Raw genomic sequence first — 24,594 nt, forward strand, 5'->3', positions numbered from 1 at the left:
GGCTTAGGGCACGAGGATCAGCGTGGCGAGCGGCGGCAGGAAAACCGACAGGCTATCGGCGAAGCCGTGACTCGGCACGGACTCGGTTGCGATCGATCCGCCATTGCCGCTGTTGGTCCCGCCATAGGCGGCGCCGTCGCTGTTCAGAACCTCGTGCCACAGGCCGGCCTGCGGCACGCCGATGCGGTAGGCCTGCCGCGGCACCGGCGTGAGGTTGACGACCACCAGCGCCGGCGGATCGCCCGCCGCGCCGAAGCGCAGGAAGGCGAAGACGCTCTGCGCGCTGTCGTCACCGACCACCCAGCGGAAGCCATCGGGCGAGGCATCGTGCCGGTGCAGCGCAGGGATGCGTCGATAGGCGGCGTTGAGGTCGCCCACCAGGCGCTGGATGCCGCGGTGGCGCGGGTCGTCCAGCAACGGCCAAGCCAGCGCCGCATCGTGATTCCATTCGGCCGGCTGGGCGATCTCGATGCCCATGAAGATCAGCTTCTTGCCCGGATGGGTCCACATGAAGCCGAGATAGGCGCGCAGGTTGGCGAATTGCTGCCAGGGGTCGCCCGGCATCTTCCGCAGCATCGAACCCTTGCCGTAGACCACCTCGTCATGGCTGAGCGGCAGGACGAAATGCTCGGACCAGGCATAGACCAAGCCGAAGGTCATGCTGTCGTGGTGGTATTTGCGGTTGACCGGGTCCTGCTCGATATAGTGCAGGGTGTCGTGCATCCACCCCATGTTCCACTTATAGTCGAAACCGAGGCCGCCTTCGCCGGTGGGCCGGGTGACGCCGGGCCAGGAGGTGCTTTCCTCGGCGATCACCATCGCGCCCGGGCAGCGTTCGGCGATGACGGCGTTCATCTCCTGCAGGAAGGCGACGGCTTCCAGGTTCTCCCGCCCGCCATGGCGGTTGGGAATCCATTCGCCGGCCTTCCGCGAATAGTCGCGGTACAGCATGGAGGCCACGGCATCGACGCGCAGGCCGTCGACGTGGAAGTGCTCCAGCCAGTGGATGGCGCTGGCGAGCAGGAAGCCGCGCACCTCGTTGCGGCCGAAATTGTAGATCGCGGTGTTCCAGTCCTGGTGGAACCCCTCGCGCGGGTCGGCGTGCTCGTACAGATGGGTGCCGTCGAACTCGTACAACCCATGCGCATCGGTCGGGAAATGCGCCGGCACCCAGTCAAGGATCACGCCGATGCCGGCGGCATGCGCGCGATCGACGAAATGCGCGAAGCCGGTGGTCGCACCGAACCGCGCGGAGGGCGCGAACATCGACAGCGGCTGGTAGCCCCAGGATCCGCCGAAGGGGTGTTCCATGATCGGCAGGAACTGCACATGGCTGAAGCCCATGCCCTGGACATAGGGGATCAGCCGGTCCGCCAGCCGGTCCCAGTCCGGCGACTGGCCTTCCGCGTCATGCCACCAGGACCCGGCATGCACCTCGTAGATCGAGATTGGCGCATCCACCGCCTGCGCCGCGCCGCGCCTGGCCATCCAGTCGCCATCGGTCCAGGCGAAGGGTGCCGGGTCCATGACGCGGGACGCAGTGGCGGGAGGGTGTTCCGTGGCCAGCGCCAGCGGGTCCGCCTTCAGCGGCAGCACGCTGCCGTCGGCGCCGAGCAATTCATACTTGTAGGTGGTGCCGGGCAGCAGGCGCGGGATGAACAATTCCCAGATGCCCGCCTCGGCGCGCAGACGCATCGCATGGCGCCGGCCGTCCCAGCCGTTGAAGTCGCCGACGACCGAAACGCGCCGCGCATTCGGCGCCCAGAGCGCGAAGCGCACGCCGGGGATGCCGTCCACCACCATCGCCTGCGCGCCGAAGACCTTTGCCAATTCGAAGTGGCGGCCTTCGGCAAAGAGATGCATGTCCAGGGGGCCAAGCAATAGCCCGAAGCTGTAGGGGTCCTCGGTCTCCTGCGGCAGGCCGGGCCATTCGACGCGCAGCCGGTAGGGCACGGTGCTGGACACCTTGCCGGCGAAGATGCCGGACGGGTGCACCTGTTCCAGCCGGCCCAGCTCCGCCCCGCCGTCCCGCGCCAGCACGGTGACGCCGCGGGCGCCTGGCTGAAAGGCCCGCACCTCGCCGTCATGCGGGCCAAGCAGGGAGAACGGGTCGCCGTGGCGACCCGCGGCCAACGCTTCGAACGCCTGATTCATGCCGTGATCCGTTCCGCCAGGGTCGCCAGGCCACGGAGCGGGACACCGATCCAGGCCGGGCGATTCGCCGCTTCATAGCGGATTTCATAAGCCGCTTTCTCGATCAGGAAGAGATCGATCAGCGCCGCCTCGGCGCCCGCGGGCACCCAGGGGTTGGCGGCGGCCGTCTCGACCGCCCGGTAGGCCTCAAGGAAGGCGCGTTCGGTTTCCTGCTGCCACCGGCCGATCAGCGCGGCGCGGCGCTCGGTCGGCGCCGCGACGGAGGCGGCCGAGGATTCGGTCGCGGTGGCCACATGTGCCGCATAGTCGAAGCTGCGCAGCAGGCCGGCGACGTCGCGCAACGGGCTGCCCTTGGCGCGGCGTTCCTCCAGCGGCCGGGCCGGCTCGCCCTCGAAGTCGACGATGACGGCATCGCCCTGCGCCACGAGCACCTGGCCCAGGTGGAAGTCGCCATGCACCCGGGTCTTCAGCGCGCCGTCAGCGGATTGCGCCAGGCGGTAGGTCGCCTCGCGCAGCGCGTCGGCCTTGGCCAGCACGCGTTCCGCCAGCGGCACGGCATCCGCCGGGAGCGCGGTGCCGGTGGCAAGCAGCTCCAGCGCTGGCTCGAGCTGCGCCAGCGCGCCGGCGGCCCAGGCGGCGCGGTCGTCCTCGGTCGCCAGCTCCGGCGCGAAGTCGGGCTGGTCGGTCGGCCGGGCCAATGCTGCATGCAATTCGCCCAGGCGCGTGCCGAGCGCGGCGGCGAAGGACAGGTAACCGGCGAAGGGATCCTCCGGCGGCGTGGCGGTCAGCGCCGCCTCGTCCACCGCCCGGGCCAGCCAATCCGCCGTCCAGCCCCAGCCATCGCCCTGGTTCCGCACGAAGCCCTGCGCCAGCATGAGCGTGTGCGGCGTGCCGTCGGCCGCGGTGCGTACCACCTCGCCGAGCAAGGGCGCGATATTGGCGAAGCCCTGCTCGGTCAGGTAGCGCGTCACCTCGGCTTCCGGGTGGATGCCGGGGTTGATGCGGCGGATGATCTTCAGCACCACCTGCTCCCCGTAAATCAGGGAGGAGTTGGACTGCTCGGCCGACAGGCGCCTGATCTCCGGGTTATCGGCAACGGCGATGTCGGCCAGGCGGGAGGTCGCGTGGAAGCGGATCTCGCCGTCGTCGCATGGCAGCGCCAAACCCTCGCGCAGCGCGTGCATCACCGCCGGCGGCATGCGGTTGTCGGTGAAGGCGTCGGTCAGGAAGCCGACGCGGCGGCCCTGCCGCAACCGCGCCAAAGCGAGCTGCGCGGCAAGCGGGCCGACGCCTTCGGTATCCTCGACGCCGGCCAGCGGCAGGCAATAGCCCTCAGTGCGTCCCGGCAGGCGGGCTTCCACCTCGGCCAGCACCACGGCGCCCTTGGCTTCCGGCAGGGCGGCGATGGCGGTCAGCCGCACCCCGTCCAGCCTTTCGCCCTTGGCCGCGAACCAGCGGCGCTTCGGCAGGTATTCCGGCAGGACATTCTGTTCGAGGTCGCCGCGCACGGCGTCGCCCAGCAATTCCTTCACGTCGGCCTTCAGGACAAGGGTGCGGAGGTCAGGCAGCGACTCCGGCGTGGGGACATGCCAGGGCGGCAGCGCCTTCTCCGTCGCCAGCACGAACCAGTAGAAGCCGTAGGGCGGCAGGGTCAGCAGATAGGGCAGCTGGCCGATCGGCGGGAAGCTGGTGCCGCCCAGCATCTCGACCGGCACCCGCCCGCCGAAGGCGGCGAGGTCGAGCTCGACCGCCTGGGCCGAGCGCGAGAGGTTGAAGACGCAGAGGATGGTGTCCTCCTCGTGCTCCCGCACATAGGCCAGGACCTTTCGGTTGGCCGGGTACAGCAGCCGCATCGCGCCGCGGCCGAAGGCCCGGCTGCGCTTGCGCACAGCCAGCATGCGCCGCATCCAATTCAGCAGCGAATGCGGGTCGCGCGCCTGGGTCTCCACGTTGACGGCCTGGTAGCCGTACATCGCGTCCTGCAGCGGCGGCAGCACCAGCGCGGCCGGGTCGGCCTTGCTGAAGCCGCCGTTCCTGTCGGGCGACCACTGCATCGGCGTGCGCACGCCGTCGCGGTCGCGCAGGAAGATGTTGTCGCCCATGCCGATCTCGTCGCCGTAGTAGATCACCGGCGTGCCGGGCATCGACAGCAGCAGGCCGTTCATCAGCTCGATCCGGCGGCGGTCGCGCTCCAGCAGCGGCGCCAGCCGGCGACGGATGCCGAGGTTGATGCGCGCCCGCTTGTCGGCGGCATAGGTCGACCAGAGATAGTCGCGCTCCCGGTCGGTCACCATCTCCAGCGTGAGTTCATCGTGGTTGCGCAGGAAGATGGCCCATTGGCAGCCTTCCGGGATGTCCGGGGTCTGCCGCAGGATGTCGGTGATCGGGAAGCGGTCCTCCTGCGCGATGCCCATGTACATCCGCGGCATCAGCGGGAAGTGGAAGGCCATGTGGCATTCGTCGCCGGCGCCGAAATACTGCTGGGTGTCCTCCGGCCACTGGTTGGCCTCGGCCAGCAGCAGGCGGCCCTGGTAGCCCTGGTCGAGCTTGGCGCGGATGCGCTGCAGCACCTCGTGCGTCTCGGGCAGGTTCTCGTTGTTGGTGCCCTCGCGCTCCCGCAGGTAGGGCACCGCGTCCAGCCGCAGCCCATCGATGCCGATATCCAGCCAGTAGCGCATCACGTTCAGCACTTCCGACAGCACACGCGGATTCTCGAAATTCAGGTCCGGCTGGTGGCTGTAGAAGCGATGCCAGAAATATTGCCCGGCCACCGGGTCGAAGGTCCAGTTGGACTTCTCGGTGTCGAGGAAGATGACCCGCGTGTCCGGGTACTTCTGGTCGGTATCCGACCAGACATAGTAGTCGCGGTGGGACGAGCCGGGCGGGGCGGCGCGCGCCCGCTGGAACCAGGGGTGCTGGTCGCTGGTGTGGTTGATGACCAGCTCGGTGATCACCTTCAGCCCGCGCGCATGGGCTTCCCGCACGAAGCGGCGGACGTCCTGCGGCGATCCGTAGCTTTCGTTGACCCCGCGATAGTCGGCGATGTCATAGCCGTCGTCTCGCAGCGGGCTGGGGTAGAAGGGCAGCAGCCACAGCGTGTCGACACCGAGTTCGGCGATGTAGTCGAGCTTCTGCAGCAGCCCGGCGAAATCGCCGATGCCGTCGTCGTTGGCGTCGAAGAAGCTTTTCACGTGCAGCTGGTAGATGACCGCGTCACGGTACCATTGCGGCTCGCGCGCATCCGCTGCCTTGCGGGCGTGGCGGAGATCGGCGCTGTCGCCGTTGTCGCGGGCCATCAGATGCCTCCCGCCGGGCGCACGCGCCAGATGCCGAAGGGCAGCGCCCCGGGGTCCAGTCGCAATCGCTGCACCTTGCCGGTCCAGGTGAATCGCCGCCCGGTCATCAGATCCTCCGCCTCCAGCGCCGCGTTGTCCGGCAAGCCCCATTCCCACAACGGCAGTTCGACCGCCGCTTCCTGCACGTTGCGCGGGTCGAGGCTGACTGCGCAGAGCACCACATTCCCCCGGTCCGCTGTGGCCTTCCGGTACCAGAGCACCTGATCGTTGAAGGCGTTATGAAAGGCCACGCCCAGATGCGTCTGCAAGGCCGGGTTGGCACGGCGGATCATGTTCAGGCGCGTGATCTCCTCGACGATGTCGCCCGGCCGGCGGTCCGGCCAGACGCGGATCTCGTATTTCTCCGAGTCCAGGTATTCCTCGCGGCCCGGCAGCGGCGCCGCCTCGCACAACTCGAAGCCCTGGTACATGCCCCAGAGCCCGGACAGCGTGGTGGCCAGCGCCGCCCGGATCAGATGGCCCGCCCGGCCGCCGGTCTGCAGGAAGGGCGGGTTGATGTCCGGCGTGTTGACGAAGAAATGCGGACGGAAGAAGTCGCGTGGCGCGGTGGTCGTCAACTCCTCCAGGTAGTCCTGGATCGCCACCTTGTCGTTCCGCCAGGTGAAATAGGTATAGGACTGGCCGAAGCCGATCTTGGCCAGCCGGTACATGACCTTGGGCCGGGTGAAGGCCTCCGCCAGGAAGACGGCGTCCGGGCAGGTCGAGCGGATATCGGCGATCAGCCATTCCCAGAAGGGGAAGGGCTTGGTGTGCGGGTTGTCCACCCGGAACAGCCGCACGCCCTGCTCCACCCAGAAGCGCACCGCGTCGCGCAACGCCACCCACAGCGAAGGCACCGCACCCTCGTTGTAGAAATCGACGTTGACGATGTCCTGGTACTTCTTTGGCGGGTTCTCGGCATACTTGATCGAGCCGTCCGGCCGCCAGTCGAACCACTCCGGGTGCTGCTTCAGCCAGGGGTGGTCCTGGCTGCACTGCACCGCGAAATCCAGCGCCAGCTCCAGCCCCTGCTCGCGCGCCGCGGCGACCAGACGGCGGAAGTCCTCCAGCGTGCCGAGCTGCGGATGGATGGCGTCGTGCCCGCCATCCTCCGAGCCGATCGCATAGGGGCTGCCGGGATCGTCCGGCCCCGGCGTCAGCGTATTGTTGCGCCCCTTGCGGAAAGCGGTGCCGATCGGGTGGATCGGCGGAAAATACAGCACGTCGAAGCCCATCGCCCGGATATGCGGCAGGCGGCGGATGACGTCGTCAAAATTGCCGTGCCGGTCGGCGACGCCGGACTGGCTGCGCGGGAAGAGCTCGTACCAGCTGGCGAAGCCGGCGCCGGTGCGCTCGGCCTCCAGCGGCATCTCGGCGCTGCGGGTGTGGAAGGGGCGGTCGTCGGCGGCGGCCATCAGCGCCGCCGTCTCGGGCGAGAGCAGCACCGTCAACCGATCCGCATCCGCCGCGCCCTGCAGCCGCTCGGCCAGCGCCGAGACCGCGCCGCCCACGCGTTCCCCGGTGCGGGTGACCAGGATGCGGCCTTCCTCCAGCTCCAGTCCGATCGGGACGTTGGCGGCGTGCTTCTTCTCCAGCTCGTAGCGGAAGCTGGCGAAGGCATCATGCCAGGTCTCCACCGCGAAGACGTAGCGGCCCATGCGTTCCAGCGGGAAGCGCGCCATCCAGCGGTCGTTGCCGAGCGGCGCCATCCGCACCTCGGTCCACGCCGCGTCATCCGCCGCACGCCACAGCAGCACAGCGCCGAGCTGGTCATGGCCGTCGCAGATCAGGTCGCAGGTGACCTCGACCACCTCGCCGACGATCCGCTTCACCGGGAAGCGGCCCTCGTCCACCGCCGGGGAGACGGCCTCGATCCCGATCCGCGGCGACGCCGCGGCGGCGAGCACGCCTGCCTCGGGCGGGGCATCGGGCGTGGGGGGGGCAGCCGGCGCGGCCGTGAGGATCGGCCGCGGCGCCTCGGCCTCGAACAGCCGGACCTCGCCGGGGTCGAGCTGCACCACCGCGGTCGGCGTCAGCGCCGCGGCGCCTGCCGGCGCGAGCGGCCGGAACCGGGTGAAGGCGCCGCCGGTGCCGGGCAACAGGGTGGCGAGCGTCACGCTCGCTCCCTGCCGCAAGTCGGGGTTGGCCAGCACCAGCGTCGCCGCCTGGGCGTCGCGTGCATCCGGTCCGGCCGCCCGCAGCAAAGCGACGACCGGCGCGCCGGAGCCGGACAAAGGCCGCAGCTCCGCCCGCGCCAGCGACCGCGCCGCGATCGCCGCGTTGGCCGAGCGCAGTGCCGCCGAAAGGTCGAAGCTGGCTTGCCGCTGCAGCCAGTCCCAATCGCCCGGCCGGTCGCGCGCCGGGTCCAGCGGCCGCCTCGCGCCATATTCGAACCCCATCGGCACCAGCAGCCCGGCGCCCAGCCCGGCCGCCAGGGTCAGGTGCCGCCGCGCCGCGCGCTCCGCCGTCCAGGCGTCGGCGTCGCGTTCCGCCAGGCGCGGGCCGAAGGGCGCCTCGACGGTCGAGATGATCGGGGCGAGCGCCGCAAGCCGCGCCGCCTCCTCGACCAGCCAGGCGCCGTCGACATCCCACCAGCCCAGGCTGTCGAAGACCGCGGCGAAGCCGGCCCCGGCCAGGGCCGGCAGTTCGGGCGCGGGGACGCCGGCGGTCCAGGCCAGGAACCGGGCTTGCGGCAGGGCCGCGGTCAGCCGCCGCCAGATGGCGGTCGGCACCCGGGTCGGCGAATCGCAGCGGAAGCCGGCGAGGCCGGCCTCAGCGAAGCGACGCAGCCGCGCCTCCCACCAGGCGCCCAGGGCCTCGGCCACCGCCGGATCCTCCCAGCGGGCGCGGGTGGTGCCGCGCTCGGGCGGAGTCTGACGAGGGTCGGGCAGGCCGGAGCGGGCCTCGGTGGCGAACCAGTCGGGATGAGACGCCTCGAATGCGCCGCCTTCCGCAACCCGGTCCAGCACGATGTCGAGATAGAGCGCCAGGCCGGCCGATTTCGCCTTCGCGGCGAGGTCCGCCAGCGCCGAGATGGCATCGCCCGGTGCCTCCAGGATGGGGTGCGGCGCATCGGGGTCCGAGAGCTGGAAGATGTTCCCGCTCGGCCCCGGGGCAAAGACCGGGGCGAGCAGCACAGCGTCGAAGCCAAGCCCCGCCACCCGCGCGAAAGCCGCGTCCCAGGCCGGCATGGGCCCGACCAGCAGCGGATGCAGCAGGTACAGCCGCGGCGCCGTCACTGCGGATCGCGGCAGGGCCGGTGGCGCCTGCGGCTCGGCCATGACCGGTTCGGCCATGGCGCGCGCCATGGTCTTCGGCTTGCCGCCGCGTCGAGACGCCATAGGTACCCCCGTAGCCATGTCCGGCGCGAAACGCCGTGGGGCGGGATCGGCGGCATCACCGATGCGTGAGATGGTTCGGATGCTAGGCGGCACGATTCCGGCATGGGAGGCTGCGACCCGTCCGAGGAGGCCTACGATGCTTGACCCCGATCGCTTCGATCCTGCCGCGCATGTCGCGGCCGTGGCTCCCGCCGTGGGACTGATGCTTGATGCGGAACGGCAGGCGCGGGTCGCCGCGGCGCTGGCGCTGGTGGTGCGGATCGCCGCACCGGCCTTCGCGGTGGAGCCGACCGAAACGGCCGAGCCGGCGCCGGTCTACCGGCCATGAGCAACCCGGCCCTCGACCTCGCCACCCGCATCCGCGCCGGCGAGACCACTGCGGTGGCGGCGGTGGAAGCCGCGCTGGCCCGGATCGCCGCCCACAACCCGGCGGTGAACGCCTTCACCGCCGTGCTTGCCGAGCGGGCATTGGCCGCTGCCGCTGCCGTCGATGCACGCATCGCCGCCGGCGACGCGCCGGGCCCCTTGGCCGGGGTGCCCTTCGCGGCGAAGAACCTGTTCGACCTGGCGGGCCTCCCGACCCTCGCCGGCAGCAGGATCCGCCGCACCGCGCCGCCCGCCACGCGCGACGCCTTCCTGGTGCGGCAGCTGGAAGCCGCCGGCGCCGTCTGCGTCGGCGCGCTGAACATGGACGAGTTCGCCTATGGCTTCACCACCGAGAACAGCCATGACGGGCCGGCGCGGAACCCGCATGACTTGGCGCGGATCGCGGGCGGCTCCTCCGGCGGCTCGGGCGCCGCGGTGGCGGCGGGGCTGGTGCCGATCAGCCTCGGCACCGACACCAACGGCTCGATCCGCGTGCCGGCCTCCCTCAACGGGATCTGGGGGGTGAAGCCGACCTATGGGCGGCTGTCTCGGCACGGCTCCTTCCCCTTCGTCTATTCGCTCGACCATGTCGGCCCCTTCGCCCGCAGCGTCGGCGATTTGGCGGCGGCCTATGATGCGCTGCAGGGGCTCGATCCGGACGACCCGGCGCAATCGCCACAGCCGCCGGAGGCGGTGACGCCGGGCCTTGGCCGCGGGCTGGCCGGGTTGCGAGTGGCGGTGCTGGGCGGCTGGTTCGGACGGCAGCAATCGGACGCCGCGCGGCGGGCCGTTGCTGCGGTGGCCGCCGCGCTGGGGGCGAGACAGGCGGTGGCATGGGACATGGCCGAGGCCTGCCGCGCCGCGGCCTTCCTGATCACCTCCTCCGAGGGTGGCGCGCTGCATTTGCCAACCCTGCGCGACCGGTTCGATGAGTACGAGCCGCTGACCCAGGACCGCCTGCTGGCCGGCGCCCTGCTGCCGGCCGCCTGGGTGAACCACGCCCAGCGGGTGCGCGGCCTGGCGCGGGACTCCATGCGGGCGTTGCTGGCGGATTGGGACATCCTGCTGGCCCCGGCGACGCCGGTGCCGGCGACCCCGATCGGCCAGGAGATGCTGGAGCTGGACGGGGTGCAGGTGCCGCTCAGGCCCTCGATGGGCCTGTTCACCCAGCCGATCAGCGGGATCGGCCTGCCGGTGGTGACCGCCCCGGTGCCGAACGCCGAGGGCGCGCTGCCGATCGGCGTGCAGCTGATCGGCAGGCCCTGGACCGAGGCGCTGCTGTTCCGCGCCGCCGTGGTGCTGGAGGCGGCGGGGGTCTGCGCCGCCCCGGTGGCGCCGGGCTTCGCGGCGAGGGCGGCCTGAGCGCGCCGCGCTTCGGCAGGATCGGCGCGGGCCAGGCCGCGCCGCCGGGTGGCGAAGCCTTCACCGAGTTGCTGACCGGCGGCGGCGCCCGGGTGGTGCGCATCGCCTCCCGCGGCCAGGCCGACCCGTCCGGCGAATGGTACGACCAGGCGGAGGACGAATTCGTCCTGCTGCTGGCCGGCGCCGCCCGGCTCGGCTTCGCCGATGGGGCCGAACGGCCCCTGGCGCCGGGCGATTGGGCAGTGATCCCGGCCCATTGCCGGCACCGTGTCGCCTGGACGGATCCGACGCAGGAGACGCTTTGGCTGGCGGTGCACCTGCCGCCTGCTTGATCCCGCGCAAGGCACACCCCGTCCGACCCGCGCCAGCATGGGCCCATGAGCAGGTCCATCCCCATCGGCTACGCGCTGGCCAATCTCCCGCGCTACACCTCCTACCCCACTGCGCCGCATTTCGGCCCGCTGGGGGAAGCCGAGTACCGCATTTGGCTCAGCGGCATCCGGCCGCAGGACCCGCTCAGCCTCTATCTCCACATCCCCTTCTGCCGCTCGCTCTGCTGGTATTGCGGCTGCCATACCTCGGTCACCCGCAGCGCCGACCGCATCGCCCGCTATGGCGCCGCGCTGCTCAAGGAAGCCGCGCTGCTGGCCGCGGCGCTCCCCGCCCATGCCGGCGTCGCATCGCTCCATCTCGGCGGCGGCACCCCCAGCACGCTGGGGGCGGCGGGCTTGCGCAGCCTGTTCGCAGGGCTGCGTGCCAGCTTCGGCTTCCGCCCCGATGCCGAGCTGGCCATCGAGCTCGACCCCCGGGTGCTGGACGAGGAGATCGTCGCCGCCATGGCCGAGGCCGGCATCACCCGCGCCTCCTTCGGGGTGCAGGACGTCGAGCCCGCGGTGCAGCGCCGCATCGGCCGCGTCCAGACCGAGGAGGTCGTCGCCCGCGGCGTCGGCTGGCTGCGCGCCGCCGGGATCAAGGCCATCAACCTGGATCTCATGTATGGCCTGCCCGGCCAGACCGGCGCCCAGGTCGCCGCCACCGCCCGCCTCGCCGCCGAGCTCGGCGCCGACCGGGTCGCGGTCTTCGGCTATGCCCATGTGCCCTGGATGAAGCCGCACCAGAACGCCATCCACACCGAGGACCTGCCCGGCGCCCTGGAACGCCTGCGGCAGGCCGAGACGGCGGAGCAGGTGCTGGTCGCCGCCGGCTACCGGGCGATCGGTCTCGACCACTTCGCCAGGCCGGAAGACCCGATGGCGGTCGCCGCTGCCAACGGCACCCTGCAGCGCAATTTCCAGGGCTACACCACCGACGCCGCGCCGGCGCTGCTGGGCATGGGCGCCTCCTCGATCGGCGGGATCGCGGCCGCCGGCTATGCCCAGAACGAGCCGAACGAGCGCCGTTGGGTCGCCGCCGTCGAGGCTGGCGAGCTGCCGATCCGCCGTGGCCGGGCGACCACCGCCGAGGACCGGTTGCGGCGCCATTGCATCGAGCGGGTGATGTGCGACTTCGCCCTCGACCTCGCCGCCCTGCCGCCGGCGCTGGTGGCGGAGGTGCGGCCGGCGCTCGCCCCGCTGGAAGCCGACGGCATCCTTGACCTCACCCCCGACCTGCTGCGGCTGACCGCGGCCGGCCGCCGGCATGTCCGCCATGTCGCGGCCTGTTTCGATGGCTATCTCGGCACCGGCGCCGGGCGGCACAGCGCCGCGGTTTAGGGCGCCGGGCGATCCGCACCGCACGGAATCGAACCTGACAGCCATGTGACTCCCGGGTGGACTGCCGACGGATACAAGCGTGGCCCACCCTTCCAAGACATGGCGCTGTCCCACCCGCCTCTCCGCCTCATCCTGGCCGCCGCCTTCGGCGGCATCGCCCTGCTTGCCGCCCTGGCCACGAGCCTGCTGGCGGGGCAGGCCGCGTCGCGACGAGTGGAGACGAACCAATTCGCCATGCTGGACAGCGCCGCCGCCCGCGTCGCCGAACGGCTGGACCGCGGCATGGCGGCGCGCTGGCGCGACGTGCAGGTTGCCACCCGCCTGCCGCCGATGCGCGACCCCGCCACCCCGCCGGAGCAGCGCCGCAGCATCCTGCGGCACCTGCACGACACCTATGCCGACTATGCCCTGCTCGCCTTCATCGGCCCGGACGGGCATGTCGTGGTCGACAGCCGGGAGGCGCTGGAAGGCCAGGACGCCTCCGGCCTGCCCTTCCTGCCGGCGGCGATGCATGGCCCGGTGGTCGAGGATGTGCACGAGGCCCCGATGCTGGCCAGGCGGATGGGCGACACGGCGCCGCTCCGCCTGATCGACCTCGCAGCTCCGGTGCAGGGGGCGGACGGGCAACTGGTCGGCATCGTCGCCGCGCATCTGGACTGGCGCTGGGCCGCCGCAGTGGTCGGCACGCCGCGGCCGGGGGAGCCGGAGGTCCTCATCCTCTCCCGCACCGGGGAAGTGCTGCTGGGACCCGCCGCGCTGCTCGGCCGCGGGTTGGAGACTGCCTCGATCCGCCGCGACCTGGTGGATTTCCCGGACGGTGCCGGCTTCCTCGCCGCGCTGCAGCCGACCGAGGGATGGCGGGATGGTCCTGGCCTGGGCTGGCCCGGCCTCGGCTGGCAGGTGCTGGCGCGCCGGCCGGCTGCCCAGGCCCTGGCGCCGGCCGGGGCGCTGCAGCGCGACATCCTGCTCTACGGCCTCGCCGCCTCGGCGGTCGCCGCGCTGCTCGGCTGGTTCGCCGCCGCCTGGCTGGCCCTGCCGCTGCACCGGCTGGCCGAAGCCGCGGCGCGGCAGCAGCGGGAGGGCGGCCGCACCGCCCTGCCGCCCGGCAGCGGCTTCGCCGAAGCGGTGACGCTGGCCCGCGCCTTCGACGGGCTGCTCGGCGACTGCCGGCGGTCCGAGGCGGCGCTGGCCGAGAGCGAGCAGCGGCTGCGCCTGGCCCAGCGGGCCGGGCAGATCGGCGCCTATGAATGGGACATTTCGGCGGATACCGGCCGGGCGACGCGGGAATATGCCGTGCTGCACGGCCAGCCCCTGCCGGAGGGCGACCAGACCTGGTCCGAGCGCTACGAGCATTGGCTCGCCCGGCTGCATCCGGAGGACCGGCCGCGGCTGCGCGAGCGCATCCGCCACATCCTGGCCGAGGCCGGGCCCTATGCGCTGGAATACCGCATCCTGCTGCCGGATGGCCGGACCCGCTGGCTGCACGACCGCGGCGAGGTCTTCTTCGACCCTGCGGGCAAGCCGGCCCGGGCGCTTGGCGCGGTGCGCGACATCACCGGCCGCCGCGCCGCCGAGGATGCGCTGCGGGAGAGCGAGGCGCGGCTGCGCCTGGCGCAGGAGGCGGGCGGGATCGGCAGTTGGGACCTCGACCTCGCCACCGGCCGGCATATCTGGTCGGAGCGGCAATACGGGCTGTTCGGGCTCGACCCTGCGCTGCCGCCACCCGACCTGTCCGGCTGGCTGGCGCTGCTGCATCCGGCGGACCGCGCCGGCATCATCGCCACGCGGCGGGCCGCGCTGACCACCGAGAGCGGTACCTTCACCGCCGAGTACCGCATCCGGCGCGTCGCCGACGGCGCCACCCGCTGGATGGCGACCTCCGGCCGGGTGGTGCGCGACGCCGATGGCCGGCCGGCCCGCATGCTGGGCGTGAACCGGGACGTCACCGAGGCCAGGGTCGCCGAGGCCGAATTGCGCGCCATGCTGGAGGCCAACCCGATCGGGGTGCTGCGCGGCGATATCCATGGCCGGATCCTCGATGCCAACGATGCCCTGCTGCGGCTGGCCGGCACGGATCGCGCGGCGCTGGAGGCCGGGACGCTGCGCTGGGACGCGCTGACTCCGCCGGAATGGCTGCCGGCCGATGCCGCGGGCATCGCCGAGGCGCGGGAGAAGGGCGCCTGCACGCCGTACGAGAAGGAATACCAGCGCCCCGACGGCAGCCGGGTGCCGGTCCTGGTCGGCTTCGCCCTGGTCGGCGAGGCGCGCGAGAACACCATCGCCTTCATCCTCGACCTGACCGACCGCAAGCGGGCCGAGGCGGCCCTGCTGCACGACAAGGCCGCGCTGGAGAGGGCGGTGGCCGAGCGCACCGCCGAGCTGGCGGCGCGCGAGCACGAGCTGCGCCGCATCTACGATCGCACCCCGGCCGCCTTCCATTCGGTGGATGCCGAGGGCCGGCTGGTCCGGGTGAGCGACGAGTGGCTGGCCTTCCTCGGCTATGGGCGGGAGGAGGTGCTGGGCCGCCGGACTGGTGATTTCATGCTGCCGGAGAGTGCCGCCCGCTGGGCGGCCGCGGTGGTGGAGTTGCGGCGCACCGGCGACGAGATGCGCGAAGTCGAGTACCGCATGGTGCGTGCCGATGGCCGGGTGGTGGACGTGCTGCTCCGCGCCCGGGCCGAGCACGATGCGGACGGCGGTTTTGCCCACAGCTATTCCGTGCTGTTCGACATGACCGAGCGGAACATGGCCGAGGCGCGGCTGCGCGAGGCGCAGAAGCTGGAGGCGCTGGGCCGCATCACGGGCGGGGTGGCACACGACTTCAACAATCTGCTGCAGGTCGTGACCGGGGCGCTGCAGATGCTGGTTGCCAACAGCGGCAAGCCGGAGCGGGTGGACCGCTATGCCGGGGTGGCCCTGCAGGCCGCAGGACGCGGCGCCGACCTGACCCGGCGCATGCTGGCCTTCGCCCGGCAGGATCAACTGCAATCGAGCCCGGTGGTCCTGCCGGAGATGATGCAAGGCTTGGCGACCCTGCTGCATGGATCGCTCGGCGCCGATATCCGGCTGCAGATCGAGGCAGCGCCCGACCTGCCGCCGGTGAAAGCGGACCGCATGCAGCTTGAAATGGTGCTGTTCAACCTGGCGCTGAATGCGCGCGATGCCATGCCGCAGGGCGGCAGCTTGTTGCTCCAGGCGGCGGCGGAACATCTGGCGGCCGGAAACCCGCAGGGCCTGGAGCCGGGCTCTTACGTGCGGCTGCAGGTTGCCGATACCGGGGAGGGGATGGATGCCTCGACCCTGGCGCGCGCCGCCGAACCCTTCTTCACCACCAAGGAAGTCGGCAAGGGCAGCGGGCTCGGCCTGTCCATGGCGCATGGCTTCGCCGCGCAGTCGGGTGGTGCCTTGCGGATCGAAAGCCGGCCTGGCCAAGGCACGGTGGTGCTGCTCTGGCTGCCGGAGGCCGCGGCCTGGCCGATGGCGGCAGCGGCCGGAGCATAGAGCAGGCTCGAACCCTGATGTATTTGTTGCTTTGTCGCAATATTAAGCAAGGCTGGGGGAGGTATTCCCCCGTTCGATGCAGGTGTCCAACCCATAAAATGCCAGCAAGGCCGGGGAGGAAATACGTCTTCCTTCCCGGCCTCGCTCGCTTACGACACACCCATCAGTTGCAAAGCCGGCCAAGCGCGGCGGTCAGGTCGTCCGGGTCATAGGGCTTGGCCAGCACCGGGACATGCGCATGGCTCGGCGGCAGGCCTTCCGCGCCATACCCGGTGGCGACCACGAAGGGCACGCCGCGCTGCGCCAGGACGTCGGCCACCGGGGTCGAGGTCTCCCCGGCCAGGTTCAGGTCGAGCACCGCGACATCCGGGCTTTCCTTCGACAGCAGCAGCAGCGCCTCGGACACGGTCGCAGCCGGGCCGAGCACCGACGCCCCGGCATCGAGGAGCGCGTCCTCGACCAGCATGGCGACCAATGCCTCGTCTTCGACGACGAGCACCCGGCGTCCCGTGAGCCTTGTCATGCTTCTACTCCTCCTCGGCCCGCATCGTTTCGCGACGAAGGACTATGGGATTTATGTACCACATCGAACGCCACGTCGCTGCGGCTCAATGCCAGGGCGTGATTTCACAACCGTGCCTTGACAAACAAAAGTCTTTACACGCGCAAAAAGATAGCGCGACTCACGCTTCAGCGAGATTTGTTCGAGCCGGCCATTCGATCAGGCCGCTTTCGCCCCGGCGATCGCCCGCCACACGACCTCCGGAGTCGCCGGCATGTCGATATGGCTGATCCCGAACTCCGACAGAGCATCGACCAGCGCGTTCATCACCGCCGGCAGCGACCCGGCACAGCCGGCCTCGCCGCAGCCCTTGGCACCCAGTGGATTGGTGGTGCAGGGCGAGGGATGGCTGACGAAGCCGAAATCCGGCACGTCGGCGGCGCGTGGCAGGCAATAGTCCTGGTAGCTGCCGGACAGCAGCTGGCCTTCCTCGGAATAGGAGACGCGCTCCATCAGCGCCTGGCCGATGCCCTGGACGATGCCGCCATGCGCCTGGCCGGCGACCATCAGCGGGTTGACGATTACCCCGAAGTCATTGACCGACATGTAGCGCACCACCTCGGTGTGGCCGGTCTCGGGCTCGATCTCGACCTCGCAGATGTGGCAGCCGTTCGGATAGGCCTGCGGCGCCTCGCCGAACACATGCCGGACGTCGAGGCTGGTGGGCAGGTCCGGCGGCGGATTGTTCGCCGTGCGGATGCGCTGGGCCAGTTCCATGATGCCGATGCTGCGGTCGGTCCCGGCGATGGCGAAGCGGCCGAGGCCCTCGGCGTCGCGCTCGAACTCGATGTCGCCGACGGCGGCTTCCAGCATGTGGGATGCTGCGGTGCGGCCCTTCTCGATCACGAGTTGCGCCGCCTCGACGATCGCCGCGCCCGAGGCCATCAGCGACTTCGAACCGCCGGTGCCGCCGCCGGCGATCAGCAGGTCGGAATCACCCTGAACCAGGCGGATGCTCTCGAACGGCACGCCGAGCTGGCTGTGCAGCACCTGGGCGAAGGGCGTCCAATGGCCCTGGCCGTAGTCGAGGGTGCCGGTGATGATGGTGACGGTGCCATCCGCCTCGAAGCGGATCTCGCCCTGTTCCTTCATCGGCGGGGCGGTGCATTCGAGGAAATTGCCGATCCCCCGGCCGCGCAGCTTTCCACGCGCCTGGCTTTCGGCCTTGCGCGCCGCGAAGCCGTCCCAGTCGGCCGCCTGCAGCGCCTGATCGAGGACCGCGGAGAAGTCGCCGCTATCGTAGACGCTGCCGGTCGAGGCCTTGAAGGGGAAGGCGTCGGGCTTGATGTGGTTGATCCGCCGCAGCTCGATCGCGCTGCGGCCGGTCTCCTTCGCCGCCTGCTCCAGCAGCCGTTCGAAGAAGTAGTTGCCCTCCGGCCGCCCGGCGCCCCGGTATGCCGAGACCGGCGAGGTGTTGGTCACCAGGCACCTGGTGTTCACCTCAATCAAGGGCGTCGCATAGTTGGACTGGACGTTCTTGACGAAATTGCCGGTGCCCATCAGCGGCGCGACGGTCGCCAGGTAGCCGCCCATGTTGGCGTAGGCCGTCAGCCGGACGGCCAGCGCCTTCCCCTCGGCGTCCAGCGCCAGCTCGGCATCGACCTCGTGGTCGCGGCCATGGCTGTCGGAGAGGAAGGACCCGGTCCGCTCGTCGGTCCACTTCACCGGCTTGCCCAGCAGCTTCGCGGCATGCAGCAGGCAGAGGTATTCCGGATAGGCGCTGGCCTTCATCCCGAAGCTGCCGCCGACATTGCCGGTCAGGATGCGGACCTTCTCCGGCGCCACCTTGAGGATGTCGTTGGCCATCTGGCCCTTCAGCCCGAAGACGCCCTGGCTGCCGACATGCAGGGTGTAGCGGCCGCTCTCGGCATCGTATTCGCCGATGGCGCTGCGCGGCTCCATCGCGCAGACCACCACGCGGTTGTTGCGGATGGACAGCCTGGTCACATGCGCGGCCGCGGCGAAGGCGGCGGCCACCTTCTCGGTCTCCCCGTAGTGGAAGTCGAGGCAGAGATTGCCGGGCAGGTGGTCATAGAGCTGCGGCGCATCGGCGGCCGCGGCGGCCGAGGCCTCGGTGACCGCCGGCAGCACGTCGATGTCGACGAAGACCGCCTCGGCCCCGTCGCGCGCCGCCTGCTTCGTCTCGGCCACCACGAATGCGACCGGGTCGCCGACGAAGCGGACCTTGTCCATCGCCAGCGACGGCCGGTCGATGTTCTTCAGCGGCGAGCCGTCGGCATTCTTCAGCGGCAGCACGCAGCGCATATGGCCGTAGCCATGGCCCTCGAGGTCGGCGCCGGTGAAGACGCCCACCACGCCGGGCACCTCCTTCGCCGCCTCGGTCTCGATCCCCTTGATCACGCCATGGGCGTAGGGGCTGCGGACCATGACCGCATAAAGCGCGCCGGGCAGGCTGATGTCGTCGGTGTAGCGGCCACGGCCCTGCAGCAGGATCGGGTCCTCCTGCCGGGGCACGGCCTGGCCGACGCCGAATTTCAGGCGGGACAGGTCCGGCATGTTGCTGTCGGGCATGGGGGTCTTTCGGCGATGTTGGTTGGGGCTTGATGTCGAGCCTAGGCCAGCTTTGTCCAGGGGGCGACCCCACCGGCGCGGATTGACAGCACCGGGTGGCTTCGGAAGGCTCGCCGCAACGAACAGGAGAGGGAACGCCGATGAGGCTCGGAAGACGCGGCGCGCTGCGGGGTGCGGCCGGGCTGCTGGCGGCAGGCGCGGCCCGGGCCGAGGATTGGCCGACCCGGCCGATCCGCATCGTCGTGCCCTTCGCGCCGGGCGGTGCCTCGGACCTGCTGGCCCGGCTGCTGGCGGAGCGGCTGGCGCCGGCGCTGGGCCAGCCGGTGATCGTCGAGAACCGGCCGGGCGCCGGGGCGACCATCGGCGCCGATGCGGTGGCCAAGGCGCGGCCGGACGGCACCAGCTTCCTCTACGGCACGCCGGGGCCGCAGATCGTCAACCCGTACCTGATGCGCGGCCTGCCCTACGACGCCGAGCGCGACTTCACCCCGATCGTCAGCCTGGTGCGGGCGCCGAACCTGCTGGTGGTGACTCCATCCCTGCCGGTTCGCAGCGTCGCCGACCTCATCGCCCTGGCCAAGGCGAAGCCGGGGGAACTCACCTTCGGCTCCTCCGGCATCGGCGCCTCCTCCCACCTCGCGGGGGAGATGCTGAAGCTGAAGGCCGGCATCGAGGTGACGCATGTCCCCTTCCGTGGCAGCGGCCCGGCGATCCAGGAACTGATCGCCGGGCGGATCTCGTTCCTGGTCGATACGCTGCTGCTGTACACCGAGCACCGGGCGAGCGGCGCCCTCCGGGCGGTGGCGGTGGCCAGTGTGCAAAAGTCCAGCCTGATGCCGGACCTGCCGACCATCGCCGAGACGCTGCCCGGCTTCGATTCCTTCGCCTTCAACTACCTGGCGGGCCCGGCCGGGTTGCCGGAAGCCGTGGTGGCGCGGCTGAACCGGGAGACCAACCGCATCCTGGCCGACGCAGCCTTCCGCCGCCGGTTGATGGAATTGGGGCTGGAGCCGATCGGCGGCACCCCGGCGGATACCGCGGCGACGATCCGCGAGGAAGCGGGCCGGGCGCGGGAGGTGATCCTGGCGGCGAACATCCGCGCCGAGTAAACCCCCGCGGATGCAGCCTTACATCCTGGCGCTGATGGCGCTGTCCCTTTCCGGCGTCATCGAGGCGCGCTGCTCCACCCCCGGCCTGCGGCCGGAGGCGGCGGTGGCTGACAACGTCTTCCACATCCTCGGCCGCGCCGCCTTCGGCTTCTGGCTGGTGCTGCTGGCCTGGGGCTTCTGGAAGATGCACTGGACCCTGCCGGTGGCGGGGCTGGTGCTGTCGCTGGGCGCCAATGCGCTGCTGGTGCAGCGGGGCGCCCGGCCCTACTGGCCGGGCCTGTCCATGGGGCTGGCGCTGATCGGGTTCTTCCTGACGACCGTGGCGCTGTCCTGGTAGGCAGGCAAGCTTGGGGAGGAAGAAGCATTTCCTCCCCAGACCCCAGCTTTTGGTTTTTGTGGGCTTGGCACCCGCCGCGCGGCAGGTGCCAAGCCCACAAAAATAGAGGAGGGTCCAGGAAGGATACTTCCTCCCCGGCCTTCTACCCCACTGGCGGCAGGTGCAGCGCCACCACCTCGCCATCCTGTCCCGCCACCGGCTGGAAACGGTCGCGCACCGCCGGGTCATGGCCGGGAATCACCCGGGCCTCGTCCCCGCCGGCCAGCTTCCTGGCGATTCGCCAGCCCTGGGTCATGGCGCCCAGGTCGAAGATGATCGGGAAGGGGTTGCCGGTGCTGCCGTTGGCGTAGAAATGCATGGCATCCGAGGCGATGACCACCGGCCCGCGCGCCGTCTCCACCCGCACCACCTGCAGGCCGTCGGAATGGCCGCCGACGCGGTGCACGGTGACGCCGGGCGCGACCTGGCCCTCGCCGTCGTGGAACTGCACCTTGTCGGCGAACAGCGCCCGGACCATGGAGACGACATGGTCGGCCTCGAAGGGCACCCGGATGCAGCCGGTGCACATGTGGCGGCCGGTGGCGAAGGCCATCTCCCGGTCCTGGATGTGGATCTTCGCATTCGAGAAGATCTCGATGCTGCCGGCATGGTCGTAGTGCAGGTGGGTGATGACCACGTCGCGCACCTTGGCCGGGTCGCAGTCCATCGCCAGCAGGCTGTCGCCGACGCTGCGGTGCAGGGTCCGGCCGCGCTTCTCGGCGCAGGCCGCATCGAAGCCGGTGTCGACGACGATCTCGTGGCCTTCGGCGTTGCGCAGCAGCCAGACGAAGTAGTCGAGCGGCATGGCGTCGTGCGGGTCGGCGACCGGCAGCAGGAAGTTGGACTGCGCCGGCCGTTCGTGCCGGCCGTAGCGGATGGCGTAGGCTTCCCAGGTCATTTGTTCCCTCCCAGAATTTCACCTGCCATCTTTTCCGACAGCTGGGCCGACGCGGTGTGGTTGTGGCCGGGGCCGAGCGCGCTGAGCGAGGCCGCCCACATCTCCCGGCACAGCGCCGAGAAGGGCGTCGGCGTATTCGTCTCCCGCCCCACTTCCAGGGCGATGCCGAGGTCCTTGACCATCAGCTCCAGCCCGAAGCCGTCGTCGAAGCGGCGGCTCAGCACATACTGCTTGAACTTCTTCTGGCTGGAATTGGTCATGCCCGAGGACGCGTTCAGCACGTCCACCATCTTGGCCGCATCCAGGCCGAAGCGCTGGCCGATCAGCAGCGCCTCGATCCCCATCAGGAAGCCGCCGGCCGAAACCAGGTTGTTCAGCGCCTTCATCGCCTGGCCGGCGCCGATGCCGCCGCAGCGGTGGATGCTGGTGCCCATTGCCTTCAGCACCGGGTCGGCGCGGTCGAGATCCGCATCCTCCCCGCCCACCATGATGGCGAGGTCGCCGGTCTTCGCCCGCGGCACGCCGCCCGAGACCGGCGCGTCGATCATCGAGACGCCGCGCGCCGCGAGGTCGGCGGCGATCTCCCGCGTCTTGCCGGGCTGGCCGCTGGTCATGTCGATGACCAGGGCGCCCTTCGACAGGACCGGGGCGATCTGCGCCGCGACGTCCGCCACCTGCTTGCTGGTGGGGACGATGGTGACGACGCAGTCGGCACCCTTGGCCGCCTCGGCCGGGCCGGCCGCTGCATGGCCGCCGACCTCGGTCACGAATTTCGCGGCATGGCCGGGCCGCGCGTCGCAGACCGAGACCTCGAAGCCGGCCTTCACCAGGTTGGCCGCCATCGGCCAGCCCATGTTGCCGATGCCGATGAAGGCGACGGACTTGATAGGGGCCGCCATCACTTGCTCCCCGGCAGCGCGCCTTCCTTCACCAGCACCTCATGCGCCGCCTTGAAGGCGTCGAGCCCGGCAGGGATGCCGCAATAGGCGGTGGCGTGCAGCAGCGTCGCCTTGATCTCCTCGACCGTCACGCCGTTGGTCAGCGCGCCCTTGACGTGCAGCTTGATCTCCGGCGCGCGGTTCAGCGCGGTCAGCATCGCCAAGTTCAGCAGGCTGCGGGTCTTGCGGTCCAAGGTCGGGTCGCCCCAGGCCCAGCCCCAGGCGATGGTGGTGGTGGCGCGCTGGAAGGCCATCATGAAGTCGTCGGCCTTGGCCATGGAGGCATCGACGTATTCGGCACCCAGCACCTCGCGGCGGATCGGCAGGCCCTTGTCGAACAGGGCGCTATCTTCGGACATGGTGTTCCTCCTTGGTTCGGCCCGGGGGCTTCGGGGCGGGAGGCTCGCGCGGGCCGGCCGCCCGGTCAACCGGCCCCGACCGCGGGGCGGTCCTCGAACCGACCCGCGAACCGATCCGCCGCGGGGATGTTGGGATGCGGCCGAGGGAGACCCCGCCCGTGCCGCCCGCCTACCGCATCGCCCACCTGTCCGACCTGCATTTCGGCGCCGAGCTGCCGGAGGTCGTCGCCGCTTTGGCCGAGGAGCTGGTGCGCGACCCGCCGGACCTCATCGCCATCAGCGGCGACCTGACGATGCGCGCCCGGACCCGGGAATTCGTCGCCGCCCGGGCCTTCATCGACGGGCTGCGCTCCCCGGTGCTGGCGGTGCCGGGCAACCACGACCTGGTCGCCTATTGGCTGGCCGAGCGCTACCTCGACCCCTATGCCCGCTGGCGCCGGCATGTGGCGGCGGAGACCGAGCCGGTATTCCAGGACGGCCGCGTCGGCGTGGTCGGGCTGAACACCGCGCGGCGTGGCGGCTGGTATGCCGACTGGTCGCGCGGCCGGGTCAGCCGCGACCGCCTGGCCCGCTGCGAGGCGCGGCTGGCCGGACTCCCGCCCGGCCTGGTGCGCATCGTCGTCGCCCACCACCCCTTCCTGCCGCCGCGGGCCGACCCCGAGGCGCGGGCGGTCGGCGGCGCCGCGCGGGCGCTCGCCGCCTTCGCCCGGCAAGGAGTGCGGCTGGTGCTGTCCGGCCACCTGCATGTCGGCGACGTGGCCGACCCGGCGCGGGAGGCCGGCGCCCAGGCGACCGGCACCGCCGCGACGACCACCGCGGCGGAAGGGCCGCTGACGGTGGTGCTCTCCTCCACCACCACCTCCCGCCGACTGCGCGGGGAGCCGAACGCCTTCAACGAAATCCGCGTCGCGCCGGACGGCGCGGTGGAGGTTTTCGCCCGCGCCTGGGACGGCACCCGCTGGGCCGCGGTGGCGCCGCAGGCGACCGAGGCGACGCCGGCGGTGGCGGTCACCGGCACGCCGTAGCAGGATGCGGGAAAGGGAGGCACCGATGTTCTTCGCAGGCTTCACGCTGGAAACCCGCACGGCCAATGGCCAGCAGATCCGCCTGCGCCGCGGCGGCAGCGGCCCGCCGCTGCTGCTGCTGCGCGGCAACCCGCAGACCCATGCCATGTGGCACAGGGTGGCGCCGGTGCTGGCGCGGCGCTTCACCGTCATCGCGCCCGATATCCGCGGCTACGGATTCACCTCCAAGCCGCCGGTCACGCCGGACAGCCGCCACTATGCCAAGCGGGAGATGGCGAAGGACCTGGTCGCGCTGATGCAGGGGCTGGGGCACGACCGCTTCCGCGTGGTGGCGCATGACCGCGGCGCGCGGGTGGCGCATCGCCTCACGCTCGACCACCCGGCGGCGGTGGACCGGCTCTGCACCATGGACATCATCCCGACGCTCGCGCATTTCGAGCGCACCGACATGGCCTTCGCCATGGGCTACTACCATTGGTTCTTCCTGGCCCAGCCGCACGACAAGCCGGAGCGCATGATCCTGCGGGACACCGAGGACTGGTTCGACCTGCACACCTCGCGCGAACCGAAGGACAAGGGCTTCTTCCATCCGGAGGCCCGGGCCGACTACCTGGCGGCGCTGCGCGAGCCCGGCACCGTCGCCGCGATCTGCGAGGACTACCGCGCCGCGACGGCGCTCGACCTCGACCACGACCGCGCCAGCCGCGCCGCGGGCGAGCGCATCGCCTGCCCGCTACTGGCATTGTGGGGCAGCCAGGGCGCCATCCCGCGCTGGTACGACGCGCTGGCGATCTGGCGGGACTACGCCTCCGGCCCGCTCACCGGCGGCGCGGTGAACAGCGGCCACTATCTGGCCGAGGAGGCGCCGGAGGAGGTGCTGGCGGCGCTCGACCGCTTCCTCTGAGGCGCGTCCTGCCAACGGTCATTGAAAATGACCGTTGGTATGGCTTGCCGTGCCCTCAGGCGCCGGGCGCTCGCCGCATCCGCGGCGGGCGCCATCCGGCGGCTCGTTGGGCTTCGCCCA

17 protein-coding genes are annotated in these 24,594 nt (G+C 71.1%); 9 read left to right on the plus strand and 8 right to left on the minus strand.

The features are described 5' to 3' along the window. Positions 1-3: 3 nt before the first annotated feature. From glgB to ACFQS7_RS19925, 3 genes are read right to left on the minus strand one after another with little or no spacing between them, the layout of a single operon-like run. Positions 4-2,154: a 1,4-alpha-glucan branching protein GlgB gene (gene glgB, locus ACFQS7_RS19915; protein ID WP_380068874.1), complete on the minus strand. Its 2,151-nt coding sequence runs from the start codon at positions 2,152-2,154 to the stop codon at positions 4-6. Then, positions 2,151-5,450: a maltose alpha-D-glucosyltransferase gene (gene treS, locus ACFQS7_RS19920; RefSeq protein WP_380068875.1), complete on the minus strand. Its 3,300-nt coding sequence runs from the start codon at positions 5,448-5,450 to the stop codon at positions 2,151-2,153. The genes glgB and treS overlap by 4 nt, the downstream gene beginning before the upstream one ends. Further along, the gene (locus ACFQS7_RS19925; RefSeq protein ID WP_380068876.1) at positions 5,450-8,830 is read right to left on the minus strand and encodes a maltotransferase domain-containing protein; all 3,381 of its coding nucleotides are present in this window, start codon (positions 8,828-8,830) and stop codon (positions 5,450-5,452) included. The genes treS and ACFQS7_RS19925 overlap by 1 nt, the downstream gene beginning before the upstream one ends. 136 nt (positions 8,831-8,966) lie before the next feature. Here ACFQS7_RS19925 and ACFQS7_RS19930 point away from each other — a divergent pair, with 136 nt between their 5' ends. From ACFQS7_RS19930 to ACFQS7_RS19950, 5 genes are all read left to right on the plus strand, one after another. After that, a complete protein-coding gene (locus ACFQS7_RS19930; RefSeq protein ID WP_380068877.1) occupies positions 8,967-9,158 on the plus strand; it encodes an AtzG-like protein in 192 nt (63 codons plus the stop codon). After that, the gene (locus ACFQS7_RS19935) at positions 9,155-10,558 is read left to right on the plus strand and encodes an AtzE family amidohydrolase (RefSeq protein WP_380068878.1); all 1,404 of its coding nucleotides are present in this window, start codon (positions 9,155-9,157) and stop codon (positions 10,556-10,558) included. The genes ACFQS7_RS19930 and ACFQS7_RS19935 overlap by 4 nt, the downstream gene beginning before the upstream one ends. Positions 10,559-10,626: 68 nt before the next feature. Then, entirely contained in the window at positions 10,627-10,890 is a 264-nt protein-coding gene (locus tag ACFQS7_RS19940; RefSeq protein WP_380068879.1) for a cupin domain-containing protein, read from the plus strand. 45 nt (positions 10,891-10,935) lie between these two features. Next, entirely contained in the window at positions 10,936-12,270 is a 1,335-nt protein-coding gene (gene hemN / locus ACFQS7_RS19945) for an oxygen-independent coproporphyrinogen III oxidase (protein WP_380068880.1), read from the plus strand. A gap of 99 nt (positions 12,271-12,369) precedes the next feature. Beyond that, positions 12,370-15,771, plus strand: coding sequence for a PAS domain-containing protein (locus tag ACFQS7_RS19950; RefSeq protein ID WP_380068881.1), 3,402 nt, complete (start codon positions 12,370-12,372; stop codon positions 15,769-15,771). Positions 15,772-15,934: 163 nt separating this feature from the next. On the opposite strand, the gene ACFQS7_RS19955 is transcribed toward ACFQS7_RS19950, so the two are convergent. Continuing rightward, positions 15,935-16,294: a response regulator gene (locus tag ACFQS7_RS19955; RefSeq protein WP_380068882.1), complete on the minus strand. Its 360-nt coding sequence runs from the start codon at positions 16,292-16,294 to the stop codon at positions 15,935-15,937. Between the two features lie 198 nt (positions 16,295-16,492). Beyond that, positions 16,493-18,865, minus strand: a complete 2,373-nt coding sequence (locus ACFQS7_RS19960) for a xanthine dehydrogenase family protein molybdopterin-binding subunit (RefSeq protein WP_380068883.1) — start codon at positions 18,863-18,865, stop codon at positions 16,493-16,495. A 140-nt stretch (positions 18,866-19,005) separates the two neighbouring features. Between ACFQS7_RS19960 and ACFQS7_RS19965 the strand changes: the two genes are divergently transcribed. Further along, positions 19,006-19,974, plus strand: a complete 969-nt coding sequence (locus ACFQS7_RS19965) for a Bug family tripartite tricarboxylate transporter substrate binding protein (RefSeq protein ID WP_380068884.1) — start codon at positions 19,006-19,008, stop codon at positions 19,972-19,974. Positions 19,975-19,984: 10 nt separating this feature from the next. After that, complete coding sequence (locus tag ACFQS7_RS19970; protein WP_380068885.1) at positions 19,985-20,311, plus strand: hypothetical protein; 327 nt, start codon at positions 19,985-19,987, stop codon at positions 20,309-20,311. Between the two features lie 142 nt (positions 20,312-20,453). On the opposite strand, the gene ACFQS7_RS19975 is transcribed toward ACFQS7_RS19970, so the two are convergent. Genes ACFQS7_RS19975 through ACFQS7_RS19985 form a run of 3 tightly spaced genes read right to left on the minus strand, consistent with a single transcriptional unit; the run spans position 20,454 to position 22,545 of the window. After that, positions 20,454-21,248: an N-acyl homoserine lactonase family protein gene (locus ACFQS7_RS19975; RefSeq protein ID WP_380068886.1), complete on the minus strand. Its 795-nt coding sequence runs from the start codon at positions 21,246-21,248 to the stop codon at positions 20,454-20,456. Then, positions 21,245-22,147 (minus strand): NAD(P)-dependent oxidoreductase, encoded by a 903-nt coding sequence (locus tag ACFQS7_RS19980; protein ID WP_380068887.1) that lies wholly within the window; start codon positions 22,145-22,147, stop codon positions 21,245-21,247. Before ACFQS7_RS19980 ends, ACFQS7_RS19975 begins: the two co-directional genes overlap by 4 nt. Beyond that, on the minus strand, positions 22,147-22,545 hold the full coding sequence (locus ACFQS7_RS19985; RefSeq protein WP_380068888.1) for a carboxymuconolactone decarboxylase family protein: 399 nt from the start codon (positions 22,543-22,545) through the stop codon (positions 22,147-22,149). The genes ACFQS7_RS19980 and ACFQS7_RS19985 overlap by 1 nt, the downstream gene beginning before the upstream one ends. A gap of 158 nt (positions 22,546-22,703) precedes the next feature. Between ACFQS7_RS19985 and ACFQS7_RS19990 the strand changes: the two genes are divergently transcribed. Both ACFQS7_RS19990 and ACFQS7_RS19995 read left to right on the plus strand, forming a co-directional pair. Beyond that, a complete protein-coding gene (locus ACFQS7_RS19990) occupies positions 22,704-23,570 on the plus strand; it encodes a metallophosphoesterase family protein (RefSeq protein ID WP_380068889.1) in 867 nt (288 codons plus the stop codon). A 25-nt stretch (positions 23,571-23,595) separates the two neighbouring features. Beyond that, positions 23,596-24,474, plus strand: a complete 879-nt coding sequence (locus ACFQS7_RS19995) for an alpha/beta fold hydrolase (protein WP_380068890.1) — start codon at positions 23,596-23,598, stop codon at positions 24,472-24,474. Positions 24,475-24,594 lie beyond the last annotated feature (120 nt).

The sequence above is a fragment of the Dankookia sp. GCM10030260 genome, assembly GCF_042666655.1.
Taxonomy (GTDB): Bacteria; Pseudomonadota; Alphaproteobacteria; order Acetobacterales; family Acetobacteraceae; genus Paracraurococcus.

Coding starts and splice junctions, on each gene's coding strand:
- glgB (WP_380068874.1), bottom strand. CDS start 2,154: ATGAATCAGGCGTTCGAAGCGTTGGCCGCGGGTCGCCACGGCGACCCG.
- treS (WP_380068875.1), bottom strand. CDS start 5,450: ATGGCCCGCGACAACGGCGACAGCGCCGATCTCCGCCACGCCCGCAAG.
- ACFQS7_RS19925 (WP_380068876.1), bottom strand. CDS start 8,830: ATGGCGTCTCGACGCGGCGGCAAGCCGAAGACCATGGCGCGCGCCATG.
- ACFQS7_RS19930 (WP_380068877.1), top strand. CDS start 8,967: ATGCTTGACCCCGATCGCTTCGATCCTGCCGCGCATGTCGCGGCCGTG.
- ACFQS7_RS19935 (WP_380068878.1), top strand. CDS start 9,155: ATGAGCAACCCGGCCCTCGACCTCGCCACCCGCATCCGCGCCGGCGAG.
- hemN (WP_380068880.1), top strand. CDS start 10,936: ATGAGCAGGTCCATCCCCATCGGCTACGCGCTGGCCAATCTCCCGCGC.
- ACFQS7_RS19950 (WP_380068881.1), top strand. CDS start 12,370: ATGGCGCTGTCCCACCCGCCTCTCCGCCTCATCCTGGCCGCCGCCTTC.
- ACFQS7_RS19955 (WP_380068882.1), bottom strand. CDS start 16,294: ATGACAAGGCTCACGGGACGCCGGGTGCTCGTCGTCGAAGACGAGGCA.
- ACFQS7_RS19960 (WP_380068883.1), bottom strand. CDS start 18,865: ATGCCCGACAGCAACATGCCGGACCTGTCCCGCCTGAAATTCGGCGTC.
- ACFQS7_RS19965 (WP_380068884.1), top strand. CDS start 19,006: ATGAGGCTCGGAAGACGCGGCGCGCTGCGGGGTGCGGCCGGGCTGCTG.
- ACFQS7_RS19970 (WP_380068885.1), top strand. CDS start 19,985: ATGCAGCCTTACATCCTGGCGCTGATGGCGCTGTCCCTTTCCGGCGTC.
- ACFQS7_RS19975 (WP_380068886.1), bottom strand. CDS start 21,248: ATGACCTGGGAAGCCTACGCCATCCGCTACGGCCGGCACGAACGGCCG.
- ACFQS7_RS19980 (WP_380068887.1), bottom strand. CDS start 22,147: ATGGCGGCCCCTATCAAGTCCGTCGCCTTCATCGGCATCGGCAACATG.
- ACFQS7_RS19985 (WP_380068888.1), bottom strand. CDS start 22,545: ATGTCCGAAGATAGCGCCCTGTTCGACAAGGGCCTGCCGATCCGCCGC.
- ACFQS7_RS19995 (WP_380068890.1), top strand. CDS start 23,596: ATGTTCTTCGCAGGCTTCACGCTGGAAACCCGCACGGCCAATGGCCAG.